Annotated in this window: 13 protein-coding genes and 1 tRNA gene; 5 read left to right on the top strand and 9 right to left on the bottom strand. The window is 70.5% G+C overall.

Annotation, left to right across the window (positions count from 1 at the left end; all coding sequences use genetic code 11):
• Positions 1-80: 80 nt before the first annotated feature.
• The 7 genes from pknB to DEI82_RS02980 all read right to left on the bottom strand — a co-directional run bounded on the left by pknB (position 81) and on the right by DEI82_RS02980 (position 9,213).
• A complete protein-coding gene (gene pknB / locus DEI82_RS03010) occupies positions 81-1,865 on the bottom strand; it encodes a Stk1 family PASTA domain-containing Ser/Thr kinase (protein WP_258371929.1) in 1,785 nt (594 codons plus the stop codon).
• Positions 1,866-1,962: 97 nt separating this feature from the next.
• Positions 1,963-3,783: a protein kinase gene (locus tag DEI82_RS03005; RefSeq protein ID WP_111035751.1), complete on the bottom strand. Its 1,821-nt coding sequence runs from the start codon at positions 3,781-3,783 to the stop codon at positions 1,963-1,965.
• Entirely contained in the window at positions 3,780-5,234 is a 1,455-nt protein-coding gene (locus tag DEI82_RS03000) for a penicillin-binding protein 2 (protein ID WP_111011937.1), read from the bottom strand. Before DEI82_RS03000 ends, DEI82_RS03005 begins: the two co-directional genes overlap by 4 nt.
• Positions 5,235-5,241: 7 nt before the next feature.
• Positions 5,242-6,666, bottom strand: a complete 1,425-nt coding sequence (locus tag DEI82_RS02995) for an FtsW/RodA/SpoVE family cell cycle protein (protein ID WP_111035750.1) — start codon at positions 6,664-6,666, stop codon at positions 5,242-5,244.
• Entirely contained in the window at positions 6,659-7,981 is a 1,323-nt protein-coding gene (locus DEI82_RS02990) for a Stp1/IreP family PP2C-type Ser/Thr phosphatase (RefSeq protein ID WP_111035749.1), read from the bottom strand. Before DEI82_RS02990 ends, DEI82_RS02995 begins: the two co-directional genes overlap by 8 nt.
• A gap of 6 nt (positions 7,982-7,987) precedes the next feature.
• On the bottom strand, positions 7,988-8,536 hold the full coding sequence (locus tag DEI82_RS02985) for an FHA domain-containing protein (protein ID WP_111010798.1): 549 nt from the start codon (positions 8,534-8,536) through the stop codon (positions 7,988-7,990).
• Positions 8,536-9,213, bottom strand: coding sequence for a DUF3662 and FHA domain-containing protein (locus DEI82_RS02980; RefSeq protein ID WP_111010799.1), 678 nt, complete (start codon positions 9,211-9,213; stop codon positions 8,536-8,538). Before DEI82_RS02980 ends, DEI82_RS02985 begins: the two co-directional genes overlap by 1 nt.
• Positions 9,214-9,299: 86 nt before the next feature.
• On the opposite strand from DEI82_RS02980, the gene DEI82_RS02975 reads away from it, so the two are divergent.
• Positions 9,300-9,386 (top strand) — tRNA-Leu (locus tag DEI82_RS02975).
• 152 nt (positions 9,387-9,538) lie between these two features.
• Positions 9,539-10,522, top strand: a complete 984-nt coding sequence (locus tag DEI82_RS02970) for a hypothetical protein (protein ID WP_146242813.1) — start codon at positions 9,539-9,541, stop codon at positions 10,520-10,522.
• A gap of 28 nt (positions 10,523-10,550) precedes the next feature.
• Here the strand turns inward: DEI82_RS02970 and DEI82_RS02965 are convergent, their stop codons facing one another.
• Positions 10,551-11,237, bottom strand: coding sequence for an SDR family NAD(P)-dependent oxidoreductase (locus DEI82_RS02965; protein WP_111035747.1), 687 nt, complete (start codon positions 11,235-11,237; stop codon positions 10,551-10,553).
• 141 nt (positions 11,238-11,378) lie between these two features.
• Here DEI82_RS02965 and DEI82_RS02960 point away from each other — a divergent pair, with 141 nt between their 5' ends.
• Entirely contained in the window at positions 11,379-12,644 is a 1,266-nt protein-coding gene (locus DEI82_RS02960) for an MFS transporter (RefSeq protein WP_111035746.1), read from the top strand.
• Positions 12,645-12,744: 100 nt separating this feature from the next.
• On the opposite strand, the gene DEI82_RS02955 is transcribed toward DEI82_RS02960, so the two are convergent.
• Complete coding sequence (locus DEI82_RS02955) at positions 12,745-13,764, bottom strand: GlxA family transcriptional regulator (RefSeq protein ID WP_111035745.1); 1,020 nt, start codon at positions 13,762-13,764, stop codon at positions 12,745-12,747.
• A gap of 94 nt (positions 13,765-13,858) precedes the next feature.
• Here DEI82_RS02955 and DEI82_RS02950 point away from each other — a divergent pair, with 94 nt between their 5' ends.
• Both DEI82_RS02950 and DEI82_RS02945 read left to right on the top strand, forming a co-directional pair.
• Positions 13,859-14,227 carry a cupin domain-containing protein gene (locus DEI82_RS02950; RefSeq protein WP_111010377.1) on the top strand — a complete coding sequence of 123 codons (369 nt, stop codon included), beginning with the start codon at positions 13,859-13,861 and terminating at the stop codon, positions 14,225-14,227.
• Positions 14,228-14,818: 591 nt separating this feature from the next.
• Positions 14,819-16,159, top strand: a complete 1,341-nt coding sequence (locus DEI82_RS02945; protein ID WP_111010376.1) for an extracellular solute-binding protein — start codon at positions 14,819-14,821, stop codon at positions 16,157-16,159.
• Positions 16,160-16,174 lie beyond the last annotated feature (15 nt).

Here is a 16,174-nt window from a genome sequence, read left to right as displayed (position 1 = left end):
CGATCTCCGATGAGGGCCACGCGGTCTGGAGAGGACCACGCGGTCCGCTGGAGGCGGCGCCCCGGACGGTCGACGAACCGTCAGTGGTCGTCGTCGCCGTTCCCGGAGTCGCTGCTCTGGGTCGGTGCCGGCGTCGATGTCTGCGTGGGCTGCGCGGAGGCCGCGCAGTACGTCAGCTGCACGGTCGAGCCCTGCGGCTGATCGCCCGGCGGGAGCGACTGCTGCGTCACGGTGCTGCCCGTGCAGGTGTAGTCCGGCTGCGGCTGCACGGTGAGCCCGAGGCCGGCGAGGGTGGCGTTCGCCGTCGAGAAGGGCTGCTTCGTGACGTCGGGCAGCTGGATCTTGCCGTTCGAGACGACGATGTTCACGACCGAGCCCTTGTTGACGGTCGTGCCCGAGCCCGGGTCGGTGCTGAGGACGGTGCCTGCCGGCACGGTCGCCGAGTACCCCGAGTTGCTGCTGCCGATCTTGAGGCCCTGCGACTTCAGGGTGGTCTCGGCGGCGTCCTGGGACTGGTTCGTCACGTCCGGTACGGCGACCTGCGCCGGACCCGCCGAGACCACCACCCGGATGTTCTGCTGGGGCGCGACGTTCGTGCCGGCGCCGGGCGTGGTCCGGATGATGGTTTCCTTCGGGACCGACGTCGAGTTCTTGTCGACGCGGACGGCGACGAGATGGCGCTTCTCCAGGGCCTTCTGTCCGGTCTGCCAGGTCGCGCCGGCCACGTTCGGCACGGACACCGACGAGGACACGGACGACGTGGACGGCTGGAGGTTCGCGACCCACCAGACGACGGCGATCACGACGGCTGCGATGACGATGACGCCGAGCCAGATCCACGCCACGGGCGGTCGGCTCTGCGTCCGCTGCGGGCGGGCGTCATCGGGGTCGTCGAGCTCGCGGAAGGCCGCGTCGGCGCTGTCGGAGGTCCGGGGGTCGACGCCGAACAGGACGGTCGAGGCGTCGGCGGCGGCCGGTAGTCGACGCGTCGCGGGGACGTGCCCGGACGCGGCCTGCTGGAGGTCACGGCGGAACTCCGCGGCGCTCTGGAACCGCTGGGACCGGTCCTTCGCGAGGGCGCGCAGCGTGACCGCGTCGAGTGCGGGCGACACGGCTGGGTTCACGGTGCTCGGGGCGGCCGGCTGCTCGCTGACGTGCTGGTACGCGACCGCCACGGGCGAGTCCCCGCGGAACGGCGGACGACCGGTGAGCAGCTCGAACAGGACGATGCCCGTCGAGTACAGGTCGGTGCGGGCGTCGACGGTCTCGCCGCGGGCCTGCTCGGGGGAGAAGTACGAGGCGGTTCCGAGGATCGCGGTCGTCTGGGCCACGGTCGCCGAGGTGTCGGTGATGGCCCGCGCGATCCCGAAGTCCATGACCTTGACCTGGCCGGACTGCGTCACCATGACGTTCGCGGGCTTGATGTCCCGGTGCACGACACCCGCACGGTGGCTGTACTCGAGCGCGGTGAGGATGCCCTCGGTGATGCGGACGGCCTCGTCCGGAGCGAGCGGGCCGTCGGTGAGGATGTCGCTGAGCGGACGGCCCTCGACGAACTCCATGACGATGTACGGCACCTGGACCTCGGCACCGGAGGGCTCGGTCACCGTTTCCTCACCGGCGTCGTACACGCGGACGATTGTCGGGTGGGCCATGCGCGCGGCGGCCTGGGCCTCTTGCCGGAAGCGCGTGCGGAACGAGGGGTCGTTCGCCAGGCTCGGCTTGAGGAGCTTGACCGCGACCCGACGACCGAGCCGGGTGTCGTTGCCGATGTGGACCGTCGCCATGCCGCCCCGGCCGATCGTGTCGCCGATCTCGTACCGGCCGGCGAGGAGGGAGATCCCCGCGGTCACACCTTCTGCCACGTGTCCTCCGAGTGTCCGTCGCGATCAGTGTACGGCAGGGGTTCCTGACGGATCGCTGGCGCGGGCGACCCGGTGGCGAACCGTTATCGGAAGGTCATCAGCGGTGCAGACCGACCCGGTTCGCGATCTGGTCGAGCACGTTGTTCGCGTCGTCGTTCGAGGTGCCGGGGGTACCCGGGGTCCCGGCGGAGCTCGGTGTGGGCGTGCTCGTCGCAGCCGGCTGGTACTGCACGGTGAGCGGCTGGGACGAGCCCGACTGCAGGTCCCCGCAGTTGACGGTGTAGGTGAGGGACACCGTTCCGGGCGAGCCGGCGGAGACGCGGACCGACGTGCCGCGGGTCGCCCCCGAGGACGCCCCGGAGCCGTCCGTGCCGTTCTGGATCGTGTACGAGTACTCGGTGAGGCTGTAGCCGGTCGGGCACTGCGTGTACGCCGGCCAGGTCGCCGTGAAGGTGCCGTCCGACGAGATCGGCGAGGCCGTGGCGGTGGACGGGGTCGGCGCCGACGGCATGGGCCCGTAGGCCTTGACGGTGATGGTGGAGCCGTACGGCAGGTTGCCGGTGGGGTCGATGGACTGCACCGTGTTCTCCGGCGTCGTGCTCGACGCCGGATCGCCGGTGACGACCTTGACGGTGAACCCTTCGGCGCGCAGCGCGGCCGCCACGTCGTCGACGTTCTTGCCCGTGTAGTCGCCCTCGTTCACCGTGACGGTCTGGGGCTGGGCGGTGGTCGGCGTGGAACTCGGGCTGTCGCTCGGCTCGGACCGCTTCGGCGTGGACGCGTGCGATGGGGTCTCCGACGCGCTCGGGTCCTGCTGGTTGCCGCGGTTCGCGAACACGATGCCGCCGATGACGAGCGCCGCGACGAGGAGCGCCCCGAGGACGATGAGGGGCCACAACCAGGGCCGGCGCTTCCGGCCGTCGTCGTCGGGGGTCGGCGGGGTGCCGGGGCCCCTGGGCACGGCCGGCCCCGGCGTCGGAGCGAGCCGCTGGGTGGCCTGGGTCCCGATGATGCTCGTGGCGTCGTCGTTGCCGACCGGCGGGTTGAAGGCGACCGTGGCTGCACCGAGCGCCGGCACGGCGACGGTGGCCGCGGCGACGTCACCACGTCGCAGTGCCTGCGCCGCGCGTGCGAGGTTCGCCGCGGTCGCCGGGCGGTCGGCGGGCTTCTTCGCGATGCAGGACATCACTAGATCGCGCACGGGCTCGGGGATCGACGCCGGGAGCTCCGGGGGCTGCTCGTTGATGTGCGCCATCGCGATCGCGACCTGGGACTCACCCGTGAACGGACGCTTGCCCGCGAGGCACTCGTAGGCGACGATCCCGAGCGAGTAGATGTCCGTCGAGGGCGACGCCGGGTGGCCGCTCGCCTGCTCCGGCGACAGGTACTGCACGGTGCCCATCACCTGACCCGTCGCGGTCAGGGGGACCTGATCGGCGATGCGCGCGATGCCGAAGTCCGTGATCTTCACCCGGCCGTCCGGGGTGATCAGGAGGTTGCCGGGCTTGATGTCCCGGTGCACCAGCCCGACCGCGTGCGCGGCCTGCAGGGCGTTGGCGGTCTGCGCGACGATGTCGAGGACCTTGTCGACGGGGAGTGTGTGCTCACGCTCGAGCAGCGTCGAGAGCGCCTCGCCGGGGACGAGTTCCATGACGAGGTAGGCGCTACCGTCCTCTTCGCCGTAGTCGAAGACGTTCGCGATGCCCTCGTGGTTGACGAGTGCCGCGTGTCGGGCCTCCGCGCGGAAGCGCTCGAGGAACCCGGGGTCGCCGAGATACTCGTCCTTGAGGATCTTGAGCGCGACGGTGCGACCGATGACGAGGTCGGTCGCCTGCCACACCTCGCCCATGCCGCCGATCGCGACGCGGGAGGAGAGCTGGTACCGCCCACCGAAGGTGAGTCCGCTGGTGGGTCTCATTTGTTCAGCACCGCCTCCATGACTTTCTTCGCGATCGGAGCCGCGACCGTGTTGCCCACGCCCTGTTGTCCGAGTCCGCCGCCGTTCCCCACGACCACGGCGACGGCGACCTGCGGGTCCTTCGCGGGGGCGAACCCGGTGAACCAGAGCGTGTAGGGATCGCCCGTCCCGTTCTCGGCGGTGCCCGTCTTGCCCGCCACGTCGACCCCGTCGATTCTCGCATTGGTGCCGGTGCCGTTGTCGACGACGCTCTCCATGGCCTTGGTCAGGTCGGAGGCGACGTCGGACGAGATCGGGTCGCCGTACTGCTTGGCCTGGAACGGGACCACCGTCTTCAGGTCGCTCGTCGTGATCTTGTCGATGAGCGTGGGGCTCATCACCCGGCCGCCGTTCGCGATACCGGCCGAGACCATCGCCATCTGGAGCGGGGTCACCCGGACGCTCTGCTGACCGAAGGCACTCCGCATGAGCTCGGCGGTGCCGTCGGTCTGCGGGTACTGGCTCGGCGTGCTCGCCATCGGCACGTGGATGCTGTCGCCGAAGCCGTACTGCTTGGCCATCGCGTTGATGGCGTCGTAGCCGAGCTTCTGGCCGAGCTCCGCGAACGGGATGTTGCACGAGTTCTGGATCGCGACGGCGATGGTGACCGTGTTGCCACCGCCACAGGACCCGCCCTCTGCGTTGTTGATCGTGCGGCTCGTGCCCGGCAGGGTCAGTGTCGACGGGTTCGGCAGCGTCGAGTCGAGGTCGTAGTCACCGCTCGCGAATGCGGCGGACGCGACGATCAGCTTGAACGTGGACCCCGGCGCGTACAGGTCGCCGGCGATCGCGCGGTTCTGCAGCGGCTGGCTCTCGGCGGACAGGAGGGCGTGGTACTGGGCCAGGACCTGCTTCGTGTCGTGCACGGCGAGGGTGTTGGGATCGAACGACGCCTTCGACACCATGGCGAGGATCTTGCCGGTCTTCGGCTCGATGGCGACGACCGCGCCGGTGTTCGAGCCGAGTGCGTCGAACGCGGCCTGCTGCACCTGCGGGTCGATCGTCAGGTTGACGTCGTCGCCCTGGACGTCCTGCCCGGTGAGGATCGAGTTGATGTTGCTGAAGAAGCTGTCGGAACTCGTGCCCGCGAGGTAGGAGTTCTCGGCGCTCTCGACCCCGGTCTCGCCCTGCCCGATGGTGAAGTACCCGGTCACGGCGCTGTACAGGTCGCCGTTCGCGTAGGTGCGCTGGTAGTTGTACTGGTCGTCCACGGGCTTCGACTCGGCGATGGGGGTGCCGTCGACCAGGATCGCGCCGCGTTTGGTCGAGTAGCTGTCGAGGATCGTCCGGGAGTTCCGGGAGTCGGCCCGGAGTTGCTGGGCCGAGAAGAACTGGATGCTCGTCGTCGACACGAACAGCGCGACGAACATGAGGACGACCACGGTGGAGATCGAGCGGAGTTGGCGTTTCACGGGCGGGTCACCGTCCTGTCCTCGTGTCGATGGCGGCCGTGGCGATGCCCTGCTGCACCCGCTGCTCCGCCGGGACGGAGTCGGTGAGGCGCAGGAGCATCGCCGCGATGATCCAGTTCGCCACGAGTGAGGAGCCACCCGCGGCCATGAACGGCGTGGTCAGACCCGTCACGGGGATGACGCGCGTGACACCGCCGATCACGATGAAGGTCTGCAGCGCGATGACGAAGCCGAGCCCGACCCCGAGGAGTCGGCCGAAGTCGTCCTGGCCGGCGTACGCCACGCGGAACCCGCGCGAGACGAGCAGGAGGAACAGTCCGAGGATCGCGAAGACGCCGACGAGCCCGAGTTCTTCGCCGATGGCCGAGAAGATGTAGTCGCTCTGGGCGAGCGGGGTCAGGTACGGGCGTCCCTGGCCGAGGCCCGTGCCGGTGATGCCGCCGTTGGCGAACCCGAACAGACCCGTCACGAGCTGGTAGCTCCCGGAGAACTGCCGGTTGTAGATGGTGTTGTCGAACGGCTCGAGCCAGGCCTGGAACCGGCCGTGCACGTAGGTGAGGGTCTGCGCGGCGATGAGCGCGCCTCCCACGAACAGGATCAAGCCGATGATCACCCAACTCGCGCGGCCCGTGGCCACGTAGATCATCACGAGGAACAGGCCGAAGTAGAGCAGCGAGGTCCCGAGGTCGCGCTGGAACACGAGGACGCTCATCGCCGCGCCCCACACGATGAGGATCGGCCCGAGGTCGCGGGCCCGCGGCAGCTGCACACCGAGGATCCGGCGGCCCACGATCGACAGGCTGTCGCGCGCCGTCACGAGGTACCCGGCGAAGAACAGCGCGAGCGAGATCTTGGCGAGCTCGCCCGGCTGGAACGAGAACGGTCCGATGCCGATCCAGACGCGCGCGCCGTAGATGGTGCGTCCGATCCCGGGCAGCATCGGCAGCAACAACAGCACGATGCTGACGAGCATGAAGATGTAGCGGTAGCGCTGGAGGAAGCGGTGGTTCCGGACGAGCAGGAGCACCAGGATCGCCATCACCATGGCCATGCAGGTCCAGGCGATCTGCCGGACCCCGGCGCTGCCCCATCCGGTGGCGCTCGGTGTGTGCAGGTCGATCCGGTAGATCTCGGCGATCCCGATGCCGTTGAGCACGAGGGCGATCGGCAGGATGAACGGGTCCGCGTTCTTCGCGACGATGCGGAGGACCACGTGCATCACGAGGGCCAGCACGAGGATGGCCGCGCCCTCGATCAGGATCGGCACGTCGATCCGGTTGTGCACGCCGAGCTGGACGAGCAGCATCGCGCCGGCGCAGATGCCGCAGGCGATGACGAGGAGGCCGAGCTCCAGGTTGCGGGCGCGCGCCGGTTCGCGCAGCTTGATGGTGATGGTCTGCGTCAGGGACTGGCGGGCGGCGATGTCAGCCATGCGCGCCTCCCGTCGGCGTCGGCGTGGGTGTGGGCGTCGGCGTCCCGGTGCCGTCACCGTCCGCGTCGGACTCGGCCGCGGCCTCCAGACGGCGGATGATGGCCCGCGCGTCCGACAGGGACGACGCGTTGATGGTCTGGCGGACGTTCTCACGCGTGTACGCGGGCAGGTCGCCGACCCGGAGGTCCGAGTCCTCGTACACACTCGACAGGTGCACCGGACCGATGCCCTGCTGCACGCCCTTGAAGATGGCCACGTTGCTGCCGTCGGCGCCCACGTAGTAGTGCTGTTGGGTCCACCGGTAGCCGAGGAACACGACGCCGACGAGCACGACGACCGCAGCGACCAACGCGATCGTCCACGAGATGCGACGACGCAGGCGCCGGCGGCGGTCCTCCGCGATGAGCTCGGCGAAGTACTGGTCGGACTCGGGCTCGAAGTGTGAGTCCTCGGGCGCCGTCGTGACCTTGAGGGGGTGGAGCAGGATCGTCGGCAGCCGGATCGGCTTGCGGCCCGTCGACGCCTCGAACGTCAGCGGCGCCGCGGCGGACCCGACGGTCGTCGCGGCGTCGTCGACGTCGTCCGGGACGTCCTCGGTCACGTCCATCACCACGACGGTGACGTTGTCCGGTGCGCCGTGGTCGAGGGTCTCCTTGACGAGGCGCTGCGTCACCTGGTTGGCGTCCATCTCGGACGCGAGCGCGTGGCGGATGCGCTCCTCGGCGAGGTAGCTCGACAGGCCGTCGGAGCAGAGCAGCCACCGGTCACCGGGCTGGATGTCCATGACCGCGGTGTCGACCTCGGGCGCCGCGTCGACGTCGCCGAGCACCCGCATGAGGACGGACCGCCGCGGGTGGACCGCGGCTTCCTCCGGCGTGATGCGCCCGCTGTCGACCAACCGCTGCACGAAGGTGTGGTCGGCGGTGATCTGCTTGAGCTCGCCGTCCCGGAAGCGGTAGATGCGGGAGTCGCCGATGTGCGCGATCGCGATCTGGTCGCCCACGCGGATCATCGCGGACACGGTCGTGCCCATGCCCGTGAGCTCCTGGTGCTCGAACACCGTCTCGGTGATGAGCTGGTTCGCCGCGATGAGCGCGGCCTGCAGCGCGAACTCCGCGTCGTGGGCCGACGGGAACTCGCGGTCGACCTCACGGATGCGGCGGATCGCGATCGCGGAGGCGACGTCACCCCCCGCGTGCCCGCCCATGCCGTCGGCGACCGCGAACAGGTACGCCCCCGAGTAGCCGGAGTCCTGGTTGTTCGCGCGGATCCGGCCCACGTGGGACACGGCGGCACTGAGGGTACGGGCTGCCATCCGGCGCTACCGCCGCAGCTCGAACGTCGTCGTCCCGATGGTGATCGGGGTGCGCTCCCGGACCGGCATGGGCGCGGAGACGCGCTGGCCGTCGAGGAAGGTGCCGTTCGTGGAGTCGAGGTCGGTGATGAACCACCCCTCGGGGCGGAGGTCGAGGCGGGCGTGGTTGGTGGACGTGTAGTCGTCGCGGATGACGACGTTGCTGTCGCTCGCTCGACCGATCGTGATCGGACCGCGCCCGAGGGGCATCTCCATGCCCTCGCGCGCGCCGTCGGTGATGACGAGTCGGGTGGCGACCTGCGTGGCGGACGCGGGTGGGCCTCCAGGCCGGATGGCCTCGGTGAACGCGCCCGGATCCGCGCGGCCAGCCGTGGCGTTGGTCGGCAGTGGCGGCGTGCTCGGACCCTGCTGCTGGTTCTTGGCGTCGGTCGGGATGGACCGGGTGCGTTGCCCGAACAGATCGCTCCGGAGGGCGAACACGATCGCGAACACGAACAGCCACAGCACCGCGAGGAACGCGAAGCGCAGCACGAGGAGTGTCAGGCTGCTCGTCATCACGCTCCTCCGTCGGCTTCCGGGACCACCCGGAACACCATACGGGTCCGTCCGATCTCGATGGTGGAGTCCGGCTCGACGATCGCACGCTCGAAGCGCTCTCCGTTCAGCTTGGATCCGTTCGTCGAGCCGAGGTCCGTCGCCTGCGCGTGCTTGCCGTCCCACACGACCTCGACGTGCCGACGGCTCGTGCCGGTGTCGGCGACCGTGATGTCGGCGTCCGAACCGCGACCGATGACGGTGCGGCCGACCTTGAGGTGATGGCGCTGCGATCCGATGTCGAGCACGCCGGCCCACGTGACGTCACGACGGACCGTCGTGGAGTCGACCTGCAGGATCCCGGTCGAGAGCGTGCCGTCCTGCCGCAGCGTGATCTGGACCGGACCGGAGAACGAGTAGTTCTGTGCGACCGCGTGCTGCTGGACCAGGCCGGTGAGCTCGTCGATGAGCGGCCGGCCGATGTCGTTCATGCGCGAGTAGTCCGGCGGCGCGAGCCGGACCGTGAACTCGTTCGGCACGAGGATGCGCTCGCGCGTGACCACCGCCGCCTTGGTGTCGAGCTCGCGTCGGAGCGCCGCCGAGATCTCGACCGGCTGCACGCCCGAGCGGAAGGTCTTCGCGAACGCGCCGTTGACCGCGCGCTCGAGCCCTCGCTCGAAACTGTCCAGTAGGCCCATGGGTCTCCCGTGATCGCGGTCGCCGACTCATGCATGGTAGTGGTTGGCGTGGGTTCCTTCCTGTGCGTGCTAGAGTCGTCCGGCTGGCGCGAGTGGCGGAATTGGTAGACGCGCACGGTTCAGGTCCGTGTGCCCGTGAGGGCGTGGGGGTTCAAGTCCCCCCTCGCGCACCAGGCATGGAGGCCCCGGGAACACCCGGGGCCTTCGTCGTTTCCGGGGATGCCCGACCCTGTCGGACGCCTGGCCGAGAGGTCCGGTCGGCAGTCATCGACGAGGCGAGTACGCCCGACCTCCGCCGGGACGGACGCTGTGCCAGGATCGCCGCATGGGGGAACGGACACCGCGGCTGCACGCCGCTCGCAATGTGCGCATCCGCGGCGGCGGGCGCGTGCTCGCGATCGCCGCGTACATCGTCGTGGAGTTCGCGTGCTCCTTCCTGTTGCGCCTGGTCCCCGGCGGTCGCGCCGCCTGGGACCTCGCCGTCCCGGTCTACGACGTGGTCGCGGTGTACCTGCTGACCCGGGTGTTCCGCGCCACGGGTGAGGGGAGCGAGCGTCGCCCGCGGTGGCGGATGACCGGATACGCACCCGCGTCGTTCGTCCTCGCGCTCCTGCAGGCCATGACCGCCGCGAGCGAGGTCCTGCGTCTGGTGGGCCCCACCGACTGGCACGCCTTGGCACGATCCGAGGGGGCGCCGGTCTGGGCCGCGTGGGCGAACAGCGCTGAGGGCCTGGTGTCCTCGCTCCTGCTCGCCGCCCTGTACGCCGGCTCGTGGTGGCGGCTCTGGCGGTCGGTCACGAGCGGTCCGTCGCGTGGCGAACCGGCCGTGTGGTTGCCGGGCGCACTGCCGCGGGCGGTGCTGTCCCGCCGGGCGCGCGCCGATCTCGGACCGCTGATCGGTGCCGCGCTGCCCTTCGTGGCGCAACGGGTGCGCGACGGTGACCCGGTCCTCCCGATCGCCGTCGCGACGACGGCCGACGGCGCCCTGCGGTTCGTGGACCCCACCATCGACGCCGCCGACGGGCCGGCTGACGCCGATGCACTCCGCGAGCGGTGCCTCCAGACCCTGCGGTCAGAACGGGCGTCGCTCCGGGCGACATCCGTCGTCACCGCCACTCGTGCGCCCGACGGTGCTGCCCTGTTCCGGTTCGACCTCGAGCACGCGGACGGCTCGGCGGTGACGGCCGTGCTGCGCGCCACGGTCGACCCGTCGACGCGGGAGCCCAGGTACGGGGAGCTGGGGGCGGATCGCGGACCCGCGTTGGTCCAGCCGGGAGGCACGGCACCGGTCGTCGACGCCGCCGTCTGATCCGGGGGACCGACGGGGAACGGGCGCGTCAGAGCACGACGGCCCCGAGCACCCGGTGCGCGATCGAGATCGACTCGCCGGACACGACCGAGCGCGGGGAGGACAGGAACGCGACGAGGTCCGCGATCTGCTCGGGGCTCGACTCGCCGCCGCGGCCCGCCGCGACATCGGCCGAGGGGCTGTCGGTCACGGTGCCGGGGTTGACGACGTTGAGCGTGACGCCCGAACCGGCGAGCTCGTCGGCGAGGTTCTTCGCGATGACGTTCGTCGCCGCGTTGCGGACCGAGGTCGTGACGTTCCCGGTCAGGTAGGCGTTCTGCCCGCTGAGCACGACGACCCGACCGTGGCCGGCGGCACGCATGCCGGGGAGGACCGCGTTCGCGACCCGGAGGAAGCCGAGGGCCTTGCCGTCGATGGCGTGCAGCACCTGCTCCGGGTCCGACGCGCGCCCAGGGTCGAGCGTGCCGGCAGCGGGGGCCGCTGTGACGACGAGGACGTCGATGTGGCCGTGGCGGTCGACGACCTCGGCCACGGCGCGCTCGACGGAGCCGGCATCGCCGGTGTCGAGCCGGACGGTGTCGGGTCCGGGGTCGGCGCTCCGCGACGCGATGACGACGGACGCGCCTTCGCGGCGGAGTCGGTCGGCCACGGCGCTGCCGATGTAGCCCTGTCCGCCGACGACGAGTGCGACGCTGTCCGTGAGTTCGAGGTCCACGACGCCACGGTATGCCCCGCGCGGGGTCGAGGTGCGGGTCGTGCTCGTGAGGTCGTGCTCGTCCGGTCGTGCTCGACGCCCCCGGATTCGGCGTGCCGGGGATGAAGTACCGTGCCGGTACCGGATCAGAGCAGGAGCAGCATGACCACCCCCATCGCGAGCGCACCGCGGCGCTTCGCCGCCCTGCGCGATCGGCACTCGCGCCCCTACCTGTTCACCGCGGGTCTGTCGATGATGGGCGACAACATCGAGCACGTCATCACCTACTGGGTGCTCTGGCAGCGGTTCCACTCGCCGGCGCTCGTCGGGTTCGAGGTCGTCAGTCACTGGCTGCCGTTCCTGCTGCTCTCGGTGTGGTTCGGCACGCTGGCGGAGCGGTACGACTGCCGCCGGCTCATCCAGATCGCGCAGGGCATGTTCATGCTCGTGTCGGTGGCCTGGGGTGTGCTGTTCCTGACCGGGACCCTGCACATCTGGGAGGCCTGCCTGCTCCTCGTGCTGCACGGCATGGCCGGCGCACTGTGGGCACCCGCGGAACAGCTCCTGCTGCACGACTTCGCCGAACCGGCGGAACTGACGAGCGCGGTGCGGCTCAACGCGACGTTCCGGAGCCTCGGGATCCTGTTCGGGCCGGTCGTCGGCTCGGCGCTGCTGCTCGGGCTCGGGTCGACGTGGGGGATCTTCGCGAATGTCCTGTTCTACGTGCCCATGACGCTCCTCATGCTCCGGACGCCGTACACCGGCCACACCCGGAGCGGGTACGTGCACCGCGCCCGCGTCTCGCTGCTCGACACCGGCAAGGTGCTCCGGAGCGTCGGCGGCGACCGCGTGCTCATCGGGATGATCGTGCTCGCCGGCCTCACCGCGCTGTGCATCGGCGGGGCGCTGCAGGTCGCGATCCCGTCGTTCGCCGACGCCCTGGGGGCCGGGGACGCCGGACTCGCGTACGGGCTGCTGCTGTTCGCCAACGGCGCGGGTGGTGTGCTCGGCGGGTTCCTGCTCGAGGCCACGGGCGCGATCAAGCCGAACACCCGGGCGGCGGTCGCGGCGGGTGTCCTGTTCGGGCTGACGACGATCGCCGTCGCGGTGACCGGGAACTACGTCGTCGCGGTGCTCGCGCTGCTCGTGGGCGGTGTCGCGAACATGGCGGGCATGTCGATCGGGCAGGCCGTCGTGCAGCTCCGGGCGCCGCTCGACCAGCGCGGCCGCGTGGTCGGGGTCTACAACATGTTCGGCAGCGGGCTGCGCACGGGCAACGGCATCACGCTGGCGGTGCTCGGCGCGGCCGTCGGAGTGGGCTCGGCGGTGGCGATCGGTGCCGCGGTGCTCGTGGTCGGGACGCTCGTGGTGGCGCTCGTCATCGCACGGCGGGATGCTGCCGAGCGCGGTGGTGTCACCGAGCGGTGAACCGCGTTCGTCCGTTCGAACACCACGATCGCGGTGTTCGAACGGCAGCGGGGTGTTCGACGCACGGCCGGCGACCGCGCGGGGCGACCGCGGCCGGCGATCAGCGCGCTGGGACCGCCGCCCGGAACCGCGCCCGCACCACCGAGGGCGTCGACCCCGTGTGCCGCCGGATGAGCGCGCGCAGGTTCGCGGTCGTCCCGAGTCCGCTCCGCTGTGCCACGAGGTCCAGGGGCAGGTCGTCCCGCTCGAGCAGCCGTTCCGCCAGGAGCACCCGCCGCCCCGTCAGCCAGGCGAGCGGCGTGCTGCCGACCTCGGCACGGAACCGCCGGTGCAGCGTGGTGACCCCGACGTGCGCGTGGGCGGCGAGGTCCGCGACGGTCAGGGGCTCGGCCAGGTGCTCCTCGGCCCAGTCGAGCGTCGCCGACAGGGGTGTGTGGGTGACGCGCGGCACCGACCGCTCGACGAACTGCCGCTGACCGCCGTCGCGGAAGGCCGCGAACACCAGGCGTCGGCTCACCTGGTTCGCCACCTCGGCGCCGTGGTCGTTCCGCACGATGTGGAGGCCCAGGTCGAGCGCCGCCGCGCTGCCGGCGGACGTCAGGACGTCGCCGTCGTCGACGAACAGCACGTCGGGGCGGAGGTCGACGTCGGGGAAGCGCGCCCGGAAGTCGTCGGCGAGCTGCCAGTGCACGGCAGCCGGTCTGCCGGACAGGAGGCCAGCCTCCGCGAGCGTGTACGCCCCGGTGCACAGACCGACCATGCGGGCGCCGCGGTCGTGGGCCTCCCGGATCGCGCGGAGGACCGCCGGGCGTGAGGCGGTCTCGACGTCGGGACGGTTCGGCACGATCACGGTGTCCGCCGTCGCCAGGGCGGACAGGTCGTCGTCGGCGGTGATCCGGAACAGGCCGTCGCGCATGGTCGTCCGGCGACCCGGCGCGACGATCCGGAGTGTGTAGGGCTCGAAGCCGAGGTCCCGGGCGCGGCGGGCACCGAACACCTCGCAGGCGCACGCCATCTCGAAGGGGTTCGAGCCCTCGTCGACGACGAGCACCACCCGGTGCGGTGTCCCACGACCACGCGGGACGGTCCCGGCGTCGGGTTGCAACGATCCTTGCGACATCGGGCATTCCTACCATGCTCGACCGCCGCTGCCGATCCCTACGCTGACGGGCGGAGACGGGCGCACGGCCCGGCCCGAGGACGAGGAGGACCACGTGGACGACAAGGTGACGCTGGCGGACGAAGCGGCGACGTTGACCGAGTTCTGGTCGCAGCGTGTCCTCGCCGAGGCGAACGGGCAGCTGTTCAAGGTGGCCAAGGGCATCGGCTCCACGCGGTGGCACGCGCACGACGACCAGGACGAGACGTTCCTGCTGCTCAGCGGACGCCTGCGCATCCAGTTGCGGGACCGCGACGTCGACCTCGCGCCGGGCGACCTGTTCGTCGTCCCGCGGGGGGTCGAGCACTGCCCGGTGGCCGATGAGGAGGTCCGGTTCCTCATCGTCGGCCCCGAGGTGACCTCGACCGCGGCCGGTGGCAAGCCGGAGTGGAGCGAGGACGGCGGGACGCCCCCGGTGTCCTGACGCAGCGGCACCGGGACGAACCGGTGCGTTCCCGTCGAACACCCGGATGACGGTGTTCGAACGGCAGTGGGGTGTGCAACGGCAGCGGGGGTGCGAACGGCAGCAGGGTGCGCGACGGCAGCAGGGTGTGCGACAGCGACAGCGGCAGCGTGTGCGAGGTCATCGCCGACGCACAGCCCGTGCACCGACGCCGGACAGGATCGAGCGCTGCTCGCGTGAGCGCTCTCGACACGCTGTGGCAAGAGGGTGTTGCAACTCCATTCCATCGTTGTAAAGTCACCCCAGACCCGCCGCGCCGTCGGTGGGATCGGTCCGTCCCGATGGAGTGATGCCATGACCGCAACCCGAACGACCCGCGACGCCTCCGCGTCCGAGATCCCCGTGCTGCGCACCGCGCCGCGGGGAGGGTCCTCCGCGGGCCGCACCCCACGCCCGGCGACCGGACGGGAGGACCGGCACCGGTCCTCCAGACAGGATCCGGCGCAGCGCCGGTGACGCACTGAAACCACGTCCGCTTCCCTGGCGGACGAGCACCCAACGCAGCACCCCCGGCGACCCGTCCACGGGCACCGGAACGACGAGGAGGTCGAAATGGCAACGGGAACGGGAGCCTTCACGAGGCGGGGATTCCTGACCGCGGGCATCGCCGCGGCAGGAACGGTCGCACTCGCGGGCTGCAGCAGCCCCGTGTCGGCAGGACTGGTGGGCAGTCAGCTCAACCCCGAGCAGCTCATCTTCTGGAACCTGTTCGGTGGTGGGGACGGCAACCGCATGCAGCAGATGGAGGCCGGCTACCGCAAGGGACACGGCGGATCGGGATCCCTGCAGGCGACGACGTTCGCCTGGGGCAACCCCTACTACTCCAAGCTGACACTGGCCACCGTCGGGAACAAGCCGCCGGACGTCGCGGTCTCCCACCTGACGCGGGCGAAGCCGCTCTACGACGGTGGGATCCTCGAGCCGATCACCGAGGACGACCTCGCGCTCGTCGGACTCAAGGCGAGCGACTTCAACGCCAAGTCGTGGGCGGCGCAGAAGACCGACGGGAACAACATCGCCATCCCGCTCGACACCCACCCGATCGTCATGTTCTACAACGAGGACGTGTGCCGGAAGGCCGGGCTGATCGGCAGCGACGGCAAGCTCAAGGACCTCACGGGCCTCGACACGTTCGAGTCGGCGCTCGCCGCGGTGAGCAAGGTCACGGGTGGCAACGCGATCACGGTCGCGAACGTCAGCGAGACTGCGACCCCCTGGCGCGTGTTCTGGACGTTCTACAACCAGATCAACGGCGTCACGCCCTTCCTCTCCGACAACGGGGCCAAGCTGTCCGTCGACGAGGACGCCTTCAACAAGGTGAACGAGCGGATGCAGACCTGGGTGAAGAACGGCTGGCTCAACAAGGGCCTCGACTACGCCGGCGCGCAGACGCAGATGTTCACGGGCAAGGCGGGCTTCTACCTCGAGGGCGAGTGGGAGATCAGCACGGCCCAGTCGATCAAGGGCCTGAAGTTCGGCATGGTGCCGATCCCGCAGATCTTCGACAAGCCGGCCGCGCAGGCCGACTCGCACACGTTCGTCCTGCCGAAGAAGGCGCGGACCCTCGACCAGCGCAAGCAGCACATGGGGTTCATCAAGACCATGCTCGAGCAGAGCATGACCTGGGCGCAGGGCGGTCACGTGCCGGCGTACCAGCCGACCGCGACGAGTGCGGCGTACCACAAGCTCGAGCCGCAGGCCGACTACGCCTCGGCCGCCAAGGTCGCCGTGTACGACAACCCCGCCTGGTACGGCGGGTCCGGTTCCACCTTCGAGGCCACGGTGGGCGCCCAGCTCGCGCTCGTGCAGCAGGGTTCGACGTCGCCGCAGGGCGCCATGTCGGCCATCAAGCAGCAGCTCGCCGTCTACCTCAGCACCCCCAGCCCACTGTGACCCCCTCACCCCAGA

Source organism: Curtobacterium sp. MCBD17_019 (assembly GCF_003234555.1).
Taxonomy (GTDB): Bacteria; Actinomycetota; Actinomycetes; order Actinomycetales; family Microbacteriaceae; genus Curtobacterium.
This window is presented reverse-complemented; position numbering and strand designations above follow the sequence as displayed.

Excerpts from the sequence above, each read along its gene's own strand:
- DEI82_RS03005 (WP_111035751.1), bottom strand. The coding sequence starts at position 3,783 with ATGAGACCCACCAGCGGACTCACCTTCGGTGGGCGGTACCAGCTCTCC.
- DEI82_RS02995 (WP_111035750.1), bottom strand. The coding sequence starts at position 6,666 with ATGGCTGACATCGCCGCCCGCCAGTCCCTGACGCAGACCATCACCATC.
- DEI82_RS02990 (WP_111035749.1), bottom strand. The coding sequence starts at position 7,981 with ATGGCAGCCCGTACCCTCAGTGCCGCCGTGTCCCACGTGGGCCGGATC.
- DEI82_RS02985 (WP_111010798.1), bottom strand. The coding sequence starts at position 8,536 with ATGACGAGCAGCCTGACACTCCTCGTGCTGCGCTTCGCGTTCCTCGCG.
- DEI82_RS02980 (WP_111010799.1), bottom strand. The coding sequence starts at position 9,213 with ATGGGCCTACTGGACAGTTTCGAGCGAGGGCTCGAGCGCGCGGTCAAC.
- DEI82_RS02970 (WP_146242813.1), top strand. The coding sequence starts at position 9,539 with ATGGGGGAACGGACACCGCGGCTGCACGCCGCTCGCAATGTGCGCATC.
- DEI82_RS02960 (WP_111035746.1), top strand. The coding sequence starts at position 11,379 with ATGACCACCCCCATCGCGAGCGCACCGCGGCGCTTCGCCGCCCTGCGC.
- DEI82_RS02955 (WP_111035745.1), bottom strand. The coding sequence starts at position 13,764 with ATGTCGCAAGGATCGTTGCAACCCGACGCCGGGACCGTCCCGCGTGGT.
- DEI82_RS02945 (WP_111010376.1), top strand. The coding sequence starts at position 14,819 with ATGGCAACGGGAACGGGAGCCTTCACGAGGCGGGGATTCCTGACCGCG.